Genomic DNA, 9,488 nt, shown 5'->3' with positions numbered 1-9,488 from the left:
TCGGTGCAGGTTCTACTTGGCGCAGTTTTGCATAATGTTTTTTGTCGCTATTGCCCAAGGTAGTGAAATATACAGTTTGACCTTCTTCAACTTTCATCACGTCGGCTTCAGAAATTTCCGCCTTGATGGTCATGTTGTCAAGTTTTGCCAGTTTTACAATAGTCGGTGCACTTTGGTTGGCGTTTACGGTTTGGCCTTCCTCAGTCACAATCGCCACAATCGTACCATCCATCGGCGCAACAATCTGGGTATAGCCCAAATCTTCTTTAGCCGTTGCCAGGGTTAAACGGGATTGTTCAATTTGTGCATTAATTGCCAAAATATCAGCTTGGGCTGTTTTATAGCTGGCCAATGCGGACTCAAGTTCAGCACGTGAGGTTGCATCTTGTGCATACATCGCTTGTTGGCGTTGATATTCGGCTTGAACTTTAGCTAGGTTGGCTTGCTTGACTGCGAGTTGCGCTTGTTGATTTTTAATACTCGCTTCAGCCGTTTTTAGGTCATTTTCCTGACGGATCGAATCAATTTGAGCAATCAGTTGACCTTGTTTCACCTGGTCGCCCAATTTCACATACATTTTTTTCACCTGACCGGACACCTGTGCGCCCACGCTGACCATTTTGGTCGCCTCAAGTACACCGGTTGCAAGCACAGAATCCTCAATATCACCACGGCTCACTTCGCTGGTAATGTATTGAGGTTGCTGTTCTTTAGGTTTTAAGAAAAACCAGGCGGTTACGGCGATCGCAAGTATGCAGACCACCGCGACGACAATTTTAGATGGTTTAATTTTTGGCATGCTAAACATATAAATTATGGAAATTAAAAAGGATTATAAAAGTTAAATGAGGATAAAACGTGAATTTTTTTAACAAATGAGAATTGTTATTATTTTGTGAGATGGAGTTGTATTATTGAATTTTACTGTAGTTACGCCATTTTAGAACGAAAATAAGAATTTTCTGGTTAACAATAAGCAACAAAAAAAGTGAAAATAAGCTGTGCAGATTACTCTACAAATAAAGTTTGACCACACATGCTGCCAATCGCTTGCATAATCAAATGTTCAGGATTTTCTTTTCCCAAACCTTTAATGGACGCATCAATACGTAATAACAGGGAAGGCCAAGTCAGAAAAATGTTTGGATTCAGTCGTCTCAAAGCCTGCTGATATTGGCTGACCTTATTTTTCCAGATTCCGAGCTGCAAGGCATTTTGCGGCTGTTCAAACAGTTGCATCAGCAAACGCATTTCTTTACTGATGCTCCATAAGATCAGACTCATCGGCTCGCCTGAAACAATCAGATATTGGAAAATTTTAATCGCCTGAGCCAGATTGCCTGCAAGCAGGGCATCATTTAAATCGTAAGTGGTGTAGCGCGACTGGTCCTGTAAGCATGAATACAAATGATCAATCTGGATGATATCCACATCTGCAAAAGTATCACTGACGCGCATTAAACTGTTTTTGGCTGCCAGTAGGTTATGTTCATGATGTTGTTCAAGCCAAGCCCAGGCATCATTGGCAAGTTTAATCCCAAGCTTGTCAGCCTCAATGCTTAAAATGCGCTGCCGGTCTTGCGGATAATTGGCCGTAAGCGGTACGGTGACACCGTTGGCATCTACCACCTGAAAGAAGCTCGATTTCAAGCTGCTGCTGTCCTGTTTGGGCATCACCACCAAAAGCAGGTTTTGCTCATTGTGCTGGATATAGCTTTTTAGTTGCTTGATGCCGTTTGCATCCGGCTTGATATTGCCATGCACTTCAACAGCAAGTTGAGTAGAAAATAAGGATAGGCTATTTAAAGCATTAAAGACATTTTTCCAGTCACTGACATTGCTAATATCATAACGCTGCCGTTCAATTTCCTGTTTTTGCCAACTTTGACGAAAAGCATCCAGTAAATTTTGTTCGAGCAAGGGCTCTTGACCATACATAATCCAGGCACCGCGAGCTTCATCAACACGTTTGAGTGCTTGGGGATAGTCAAGTTTCATAGCTCTATTTTCTATATTTAAGGTTGAAGGGTTGAACTGGCCGGTTTGGTCACGACTTTAGGCAAACGGTTAGATGAAATCTGACGTACGATTTGCTGTGCCACATCATCAACAATCACTTGATTGAGATACTTCTGTTCCTGATCATCCGTGTTTACTGTAGCCACATCATATTGATAGCTGCGTGAAGCTGTAATGGTACGCGGTTCGGTGACCGGGTTGCCTTGTGCATCTTCAATACGGAAAGTCACGGTCAGGCGCAGCAGGGTTTCGACCAGTTTGCCATTCAATTCATGGCGTTGTGGGGTGTAATTCAGTACACGCAATACATAGGCATCAGCACTGTCGCTCAGTTGAATTCCTGTTGCACCTAAATAAATTGCAAGTTTTTCATGCAATTGTCCTGCATCATTTGGCAGTACCAATTTCATTTTAGAATAAGCCACAGGAGCTGTCGCCGGATTGGTGCCTTTTAGATGGAAGCCGCAACCGACTAAGCTTGCACTTAGACCACAAGTTAAAACAATTGCTGCTAAACGTTTGCCCAAATGCATGCGTTGTCCTCTGTGTTGTTCTTCAAAGCAAAAAAGGAAGATCTAAAATTATGTAGTGATTGTATGTGCAAAGCCCGTTGACTGGCAACGGGCTTTGTTTGGGAATTGTTGTAATCCTTAAATTCCCCTCTTTATTAAAGAGGGGTTAGGGGAGATTTAATCCCTCCCGACCTCCCTTTAAAAAGGGAGGAGAATCTCTTTTTTAATTAAGATTGGGAAGTCCCTCTTTATAAAAGGGAGACTTAGGGGGATTAAATTAAACCACCAAATTCACTAACTTATTTGGAACCACAATTTCTTTCTTGGTTGGAGCAGTCAAGAATTGTTGAACTTCTGGTAAGGCTTTAGCTTGCGCCAAAATGTCTTCTTTAGAAGCATCTACAGACACTTCAAGCTTGCCACGAAGTTTACCGTTGACCTGAACCACAATCGTTTGCGTATTACGAGTCAGCGCTGATTCATCTACCGCAGGGAAAGCAGCCGTAGTTAATTCGATACCAAACTCAGCTAATAAAGTTTGGCTTAAGTGCGGTGCAAACGGTGCAAGCAATGTAAGAAGCGTCGTGATTGACTCGCGTGCTACAGCAACATCGTTTTCATCTTTCGCTTCAAACTTGTTGTTGGCATTTAGAAGTTCCATCATCGCTGCAATTGCAGTGTTGAATGCATGACGACGTTCGATGTCATCACCCACTTTCTGAATGGTCTCATGTGTTTTACGACGTAAATCTTGCGCATCTTTTGATAAATTTGCTTTATCAATGGTTGCAGCATTATTGCCTTGTTCAAGGAAACCAGTTGCCAAGCGCCATACGCGTTTTAAGAAACGGTTTGCACCTTCAACACCGGCATCAGACCATTCTAAAGATTGATCCGGCGGAGCAGCAAACATCATGAATACACGTGCAGTATCTGCGCCGTATTGATCAATAATAGCTTGCGGGTCGATACCGTTGTTTTTCGATTTCGACATTTTTTCCTGACCGCCAACTACAACTTCTTGACCATCTTCTTTGTATTTCGCAGAAAGAACGCGGCCTTTTTCGTCTTTTTCAAGCTCGATATCCGCCGGGTTAAACCAGGTTTTCTTGCCTGATTCCGCTTCACGGTAGAAGGTATCAGCCAAAACCATCCCTTGAGTAAGAAGATTGGTGAATGGCTCGTTGCCTTGTACCACGCCTTCATCACGCATCAATTTGTGGAAGAAGCGTGCATAAAGTAAATGCAGAATTGCGTGCTCGACACCGCCGATGTATTGATTCACTGGAAGCCAGGTTTGACCCGCTTCAGGTTTCACCATGCCACCGGTAAAGTCTGGAGATGCATAACGAGCGTAATACCAAGAAGATTCTACAAAGGTATCCAATGTATCAGTTTCACGACGAGCGTCTGCGCCACAGCAAGGACACTTGGTTTCATAAAACTCCGGCATTTTGTTCAATGGGTTACCAGAACCATCTGGCACCACATCAGTCGGTAGAATCACTGGAAGCTGTTCTTCAGGTACAGGCACCTGACCACAAGTTTCACAGTTGATCATTGGGATTGGGCAACCCCAGTAACGCTGACGAGAAACACCCCAGTCACGTAAACGGAACTGAACTTTGGTATTTGCCAGTTTTTGTGGTTCTAATTTCGCGATAAACGCATCAAAAGCACTCTGGAAATTTAAACCATCAAATTCGCCAGAATTAACCAGTTTACCTTCTTTAGAACCGTACCATTCCTGCCATTGGGTTGAATCAAAGTCTGCATCATCTGCACCTTTGGCATCAATCACTTGCTTGATGGTTAAGCCATATTTATTGGCAAATTCGAAATCACGTTCGTCATGTGCAGGTACGGCCATTACTGCACCTGAACCGTATGACATCAATACATAGTTGGCAATCCAGACAGGAACTTCTTCGCCAGTCACAGGATGTTTAACAGAAAGACCTGTTGCCATGCCTTTTTTCTCGGCAGTGGCAAGATCCGCTTCTGCCACAGAACCCATACGGCATTCTTCGATAAATGCAGCTAATTCTGGGGTGGTTTCAGCCGCCTTAAGCGCCATTGGATGTTCAGCAGCAACCGCCACATAAGTTGCACCCATCAAGGTGTCACCACGTGTGGTATAAACAGTTAAATCATCGGCATATACGTCAGGGTTCGCTGAAGGGAAGGTAATTTCCATCCCTTGTGAACGACCAATCCAGTTGCGCTGCATGGTCAGCACTTGCTGCGGCCAGCCGTCTTTTAATGTGTCTAAGTCGTCTAATAATTCTTGTGCATAATCAGTAATGCGGAAGTAGTACATTGGAATATCGCGTTTTTCAACCAATGCACCTGAACGCCAGCCGCGGCCATTTTCAACCTGTTCATTGGCCAGAACAGTCTGATCGACAGGATCCCAGTTCACGGTTGAAAGTTTACGATAAATCAAACCTTTCTTATAAAGCTGAACAAATAACCATTGTTCCCAGTGATAATACTCTGGTGTACAGGTCGCAAATTCACGATCCCAATCAACTGAAAGACCTAATTTTTTTAATTGATTACGCATGTAATCAATGTTTTCAAAAGTCCACTTTGCCGGTGCAACTTTATGTGCAATCGCAGCATTCTCCGCAGGAAGACCGAACGCATCCCAACCCATAGGTTGCAATACAGTTTCACCTTTTAAGCGGTGAAAACGGCTGATCACGTCACCAATGGTATAGTTGCGCACATGACCCATATGCAGTTTGCCACTTGGGTAAGGGAACATCGAGAGGATATAACGACGTGGACCTTCTACAGTATCGGCAACTTTAAAGGCTTTGCGAGTTTCCCAGTCTTGTTGGACCGTTGGTTCAATCGCACTAGCTTGATATTCAGGGTCAATGTGAGTAGTCATAAACGTATAAGAACAATGGTTAAAAAGTTTGTTGCACAGCATAGCGCAAAATGCACCTAAAAGTGAATTTTGCGGCTCTGGATAAATAAGAAAAATATCGACGTTTTGGGATAAAGATCAGCAGTTGAGTTTATATCGTCAAATTGATCATCGTGCAGCAGGGGCCGAATTATCCGGTGCAGGTTGTAGTTGAGGCTTTGGTGATACAGGTGACGTTGGTAAGACAATAACTTTTTCACCTGAAACTATAGTGGTGTTTTGAGTCGGCTGTTCTAGGGTTGTCTTATTTTCAGCTGTCGATTGGCTAGGCGTTGCAGAGTGACTGACGCCATAGGTATCAACTTTACCTTTTTTCTTGGCCGATTTTGGCGGGGGCGTGGTGGTGTAATGCGTAGATCCTTTGGAATCGACCCATTTGTAATATTCTTTAGCAAAACTCGTGGTTGCAGTTAGACTGAAGCTCAAGCATGCAGCCATGCATCCAATTTTTATGAAAGATGATGTCATAATAGTGAAGTCCTTTATTGTCATAATCAGTCGGATAAAGTGCGGGAGAAATAGAGCTCCTGAATGTTTGCATATTTTATATGATCTTGAGTGTTTTGCAGAAAAAAAAGATAAACAGCCCTAAAATGCAGATAAGTGAATTGTATTAAGGGGGTGAAATTATTTGACGAATGATTTAATCAGGAAAAATTCTTCCATGTCAGTTGCTGTATCGCTAATTTGAGCATAAAAAGATATCAAAATATAAAATCAAAGGATTGGAAATAGCTTTTTATTAATAAAAACATTTTTCAATAAAATAAATATTCATTCTTTTTTATTATGATTTTTATATTTATTTTTTATGAAAAATATTTGTTATTTAATTGAAATATAATAATATTTTTAATATGTGTGATTATTATATGAACAGCTAAATACAAAACGGCTGAATAAAAAGCGAAGAATTCAAAAATAATGCATAAAAAGCTAATTTTTAAACTTGACTTTAATACTCGAAACCACAAAAATGCTGCTTTAGTTTTATATGCCTTAGATCGATCACCCTTCGAATAAGCGCATTTTAGCAATGGACTTCTTCTCTAGCCGAGAAGCTGAACAAAGCCAACAAAATATGTTTATCCCAACATGTTTTAGACCTCATATTGCTTAAACGGCAAACAGGTCAGATTTTTTTCTTATTGCTATGAAAACTATGAAATTTGTGTGCTATAACAGAGCACACAGTGAATGAATTAATCACCGCAAATGCCCTCCATTTGTGCGTGAAAAAAGATTAGGGTGAATCACGTTGGAACTTTTATCTGGTGGTGAAATGCTTGTTCGCGCATTAGCGGACGAAGGCGTTGAACATGTTTTTGGATATCCAGGCGGCGCAGTATTACATATTTACGACGCGCTCTTTCAACAAGACAAAATCAATCATTACCTTGTACGTCATGAACAAGCTGCTGGTCATATGGCAGATGCTTATTCACGTGTTACAGGTAAGACTGGCGTAGTACTCGTCACATCAGGTCCGGGTGCGACCAATACCGTAACGCCAATTGCAACTGCTTATATGGACTCAATCCCAATGGTGATTTTGTCTGGTCAGGTTGCAAGCCATCTCATCGGTGAGGATGCATTCCAGGAAACCGATATGGTCGGTATTTCCCGCCCAATCGTAAAACACAGTTTCCAGGTGCGTCATGCCAGCGAAATTCCGGGCATTATCAAGAAAGCATTCTATATTGCATCTTCAGGTCGTCCAGGTCCTGTAGTTGTCGATATTCCTAAAGATGCGACTAATCCTGCAGAAAAATTTGCCTACGAATATCCTGAAAAAGTGAAGATGCGTTCGTATCAACCACCGCATCGTGGTCACTCAGGCCAAATTCGTAAAGCAATTGATGAATTGATCAGTGCTAAACGTCCAGTGATTTACACGGGCGGTGGTGTGGTACAGGGTAATGCATCAGCATTATTGACTGAACTTGCACACTTGTTGGGCTATCCAGTGACCAATACCTTGATGGGCTTGGGCGCATTCCCGGGTAATGATCCTCAATTTTTGGGGATGCTCGGTATGCATGGTACCTATGAAGCCAACATGAGTATGCATAATGCAGACTTGATCCTGTGTATCGGTGCGCGTTTTGATGACCGTGTGACCAATAATCCGGCTAAGTTCTGTCCAAATGCCAAGGTTATTCATATTGATATTGACCCGGCAACCATTTCTAAAACCATTATGGCGCACATTCCAATTGTGGGCGCGGTAGAGCCTGTTCTTCAAGAGATGTTGGTGCAGTTGAAACAAATGAATGTTTCTAAACCAAATCCTGACGATCTTGCAGCATGGTGGAAGCAAATTCATGAGTGGCGTTCAGCACACGGCTTAAAAGTTGTTGCACCAACTGATGGCACAATGAAGCCACAGCAAGTAGTCGCAGCCTTAGACAAAATTACCAATAGTCAGGCCATTATTACTTCTGACGTTGGTCAACACCAGATGTTTGGTGCGCTGTACTATACCTATGTGCGTCCACGTCAATGGATCAACTCAGGCGGTTTAGGCACCATGGGCGTAGGTTTACCTTATGCCATGGCGGCAAAACTGGCTTATCCAGATCAGCAAGTGGTTTGTATCACCGGTGAAGCATCGATTCAGATGTGTATCCAGGAATTATCGACCTGTAAGCAATATGGCTTAAATGTGAAAATTCTTTGCTTGAATAACCGTGCCCTAGGTATGGTGAAACAGTGGCAGGATATGAACTACGAAGGTCGTCATTCAAGTTCTTATGTTGAATCATTGCCTGACTTTGCCAAGTTGATGGAAGCTTATGGCCATGTGGGTATCCAGATTGACCATGCCGATGAGCTTGAATCCAAGCTTGAAGAAGCCATGGCAATCAATGATAAATGCGTATTTATTAACGTCATGGTAGACCGTGCGGAACATGTATATCCAATGTTGGTTGCAGGTCAATCGATGCAAGATATGTGGTTAGGAAAAGGGGAGCGCACGCAATGAGACATATTATCTCTGTTCTCGTAGAAAACGAAGCGGGTGCACTTTCTCGTTTGGTGGGTCTGTTTTCTCAACGTGGTTATAACATTGAGACTCTAAATGTTGCGCCAACCGAAGACCCAACCATGTCACGTTTGACCCTGACCACGTATGGTGATGATCATAAAATTGAACAAATCACCAAACAGCTGAATAAACTGGTTGAAGTGGTTAAAGTAGTGGATTTGTCTGAAGGTGCGCATATCGAGCGCGAATTGATGTTGATTAAAGTGAAATCACTTGGATCAGCACGTGCCGAAATCAAGCGTACAGCTGACATTTTCCGTGCCCAAATCGTGGATGTGACACCAACGACTTATACCATTCAAATTGCTGGTACCACTGAAAAGCTCGATGGTTTCATCGATGCGCTTGCAGAAAATACCATTCTTGAAGTGGTGCGTTCTGGTGTGTCAGGCATCGCACGTGGCGAAAAAGTTTTAACAATCTAATTTTTAACACATTCTACTCATTATAAAGATGAGGATCCAGGTTAATGAATACCAATAACATCATTGACTTGGATAAAAGGAAACATAAGCATTTAAGCGGAGACAGCAATGCAAATTTTTTACGATAAAGACGCAGACTTATCTATCATCCAAGGCAAAAAAGTAGCGATCATTGGTTATGGTTCACAAGGTCACGCGCATGCGCTTAACCTTAAAGACTCTGGCGTTGACGTAACTGTAGGTTTACGTGCTAACTCTACTTCTTGGAAGAAAGCTGAAAATGCTGGTCTTAAAGTTGCTGAAGTTCCTGCTGCTGTAGCGCAAGCTGACGTGGTTATGATCTTGACTCCAGATGAGTTCCAATCTCAACTTTACCGTGACGTAATCGAACCAAACATCAAGCAAGGTGCAACTTTAGCATTTGCTCACGGTTTTTCGATTCTTTACAACCAAGTTGTTCCACGCGCTGACTTAGACGTAATCATGGTTGCGCCAAAAGCACCTGGTCACACAGTACGTTCTGAATACCAACGTGGTTCAGGTGT

Annotated in this window: 8 protein-coding genes; 3 read left to right on the top strand and 5 right to left on the bottom strand. The window is 42.5% G+C overall.

What is annotated here, in order from left to right; translation table 11 throughout:
- From B2Y23_RS12095 to B2Y23_RS12075, 5 genes are all read right to left on the bottom strand, one after another.
- The coding region (locus B2Y23_RS12095) for an efflux RND transporter periplasmic adaptor subunit (RefSeq protein ID WP_291371057.1) at positions 1–799 on the bottom strand (799 nt) is incomplete at its 3' end.
- Between the two features lie 209 nt (positions 800–1,008).
- Positions 1,009–1,998 carry a DNA polymerase III subunit delta gene (gene holA, locus B2Y23_RS12090; RefSeq protein ID WP_291355441.1) on the bottom strand — a complete coding sequence of 330 codons (990 nt, stop codon included), beginning with the start codon at positions 1,996–1,998 and terminating at the stop codon, positions 1,009–1,011.
- Positions 1,999–2,015: 17 nt separating this feature from the next.
- Positions 2,016–2,552, bottom strand: a complete 537-nt coding sequence (lptE, locus tag B2Y23_RS12085; protein WP_291355439.1) for an LPS assembly lipoprotein LptE — start codon at positions 2,550–2,552, stop codon at positions 2,016–2,018.
- A 256-nt stretch (positions 2,553–2,808) separates the two neighbouring features.
- Positions 2,809–5,430 (bottom strand): leucine--tRNA ligase, encoded by a 2,622-nt coding sequence (gene leuS / locus B2Y23_RS12080; RefSeq protein ID WP_291355437.1) that lies wholly within the window; start codon positions 5,428–5,430, stop codon positions 2,809–2,811.
- A gap of 147 nt (positions 5,431–5,577) precedes the next feature.
- Positions 5,578–5,895 carry a DUF4124 domain-containing protein gene (locus tag B2Y23_RS12075; RefSeq protein ID WP_409449787.1) on the bottom strand — a complete coding sequence of 106 codons (318 nt, stop codon included), beginning with the start codon at positions 5,893–5,895 and terminating at the stop codon, positions 5,578–5,580.
- 832 nt (positions 5,896–6,727) lie between these two features.
- Here B2Y23_RS12075 and B2Y23_RS12070 point away from each other — a divergent pair.
- From B2Y23_RS12070 to B2Y23_RS12060, 3 genes are all read left to right on the top strand, one after another.
- A complete protein-coding gene (locus tag B2Y23_RS12070) occupies positions 6,728–8,455 on the top strand; it encodes an acetolactate synthase 3 large subunit (protein WP_291371055.1) in 1,728 nt (575 codons plus the stop codon).
- The gene (ilvN, locus tag B2Y23_RS12065; RefSeq protein WP_131287452.1) at positions 8,452–8,943 is read left to right on the top strand and encodes an acetolactate synthase small subunit; all 492 of its coding nucleotides are present in this window, start codon (positions 8,452–8,454) and stop codon (positions 8,941–8,943) included. The genes B2Y23_RS12070 and ilvN overlap by 4 nt, the downstream gene beginning before the upstream one ends.
- Positions 8,944–9,051: 108 nt before the next feature.
- Positions 9,052–9,488 (top strand): NAD(P)-dependent oxidoreductase (locus tag B2Y23_RS12060; RefSeq protein ID WP_291371053.1); only part of this gene is annotated, 437 nt, incomplete at its 3' end.

Origin of the sequence: Acinetobacter sp. UBA5934 (assembly GCF_002430855.1) — a bacterium.
Lineage (GTDB): Bacteria > Pseudomonadota > Gammaproteobacteria > Pseudomonadales > Moraxellaceae > Acinetobacter.
This window is presented reverse-complemented; position numbering and strand designations above follow the sequence as displayed.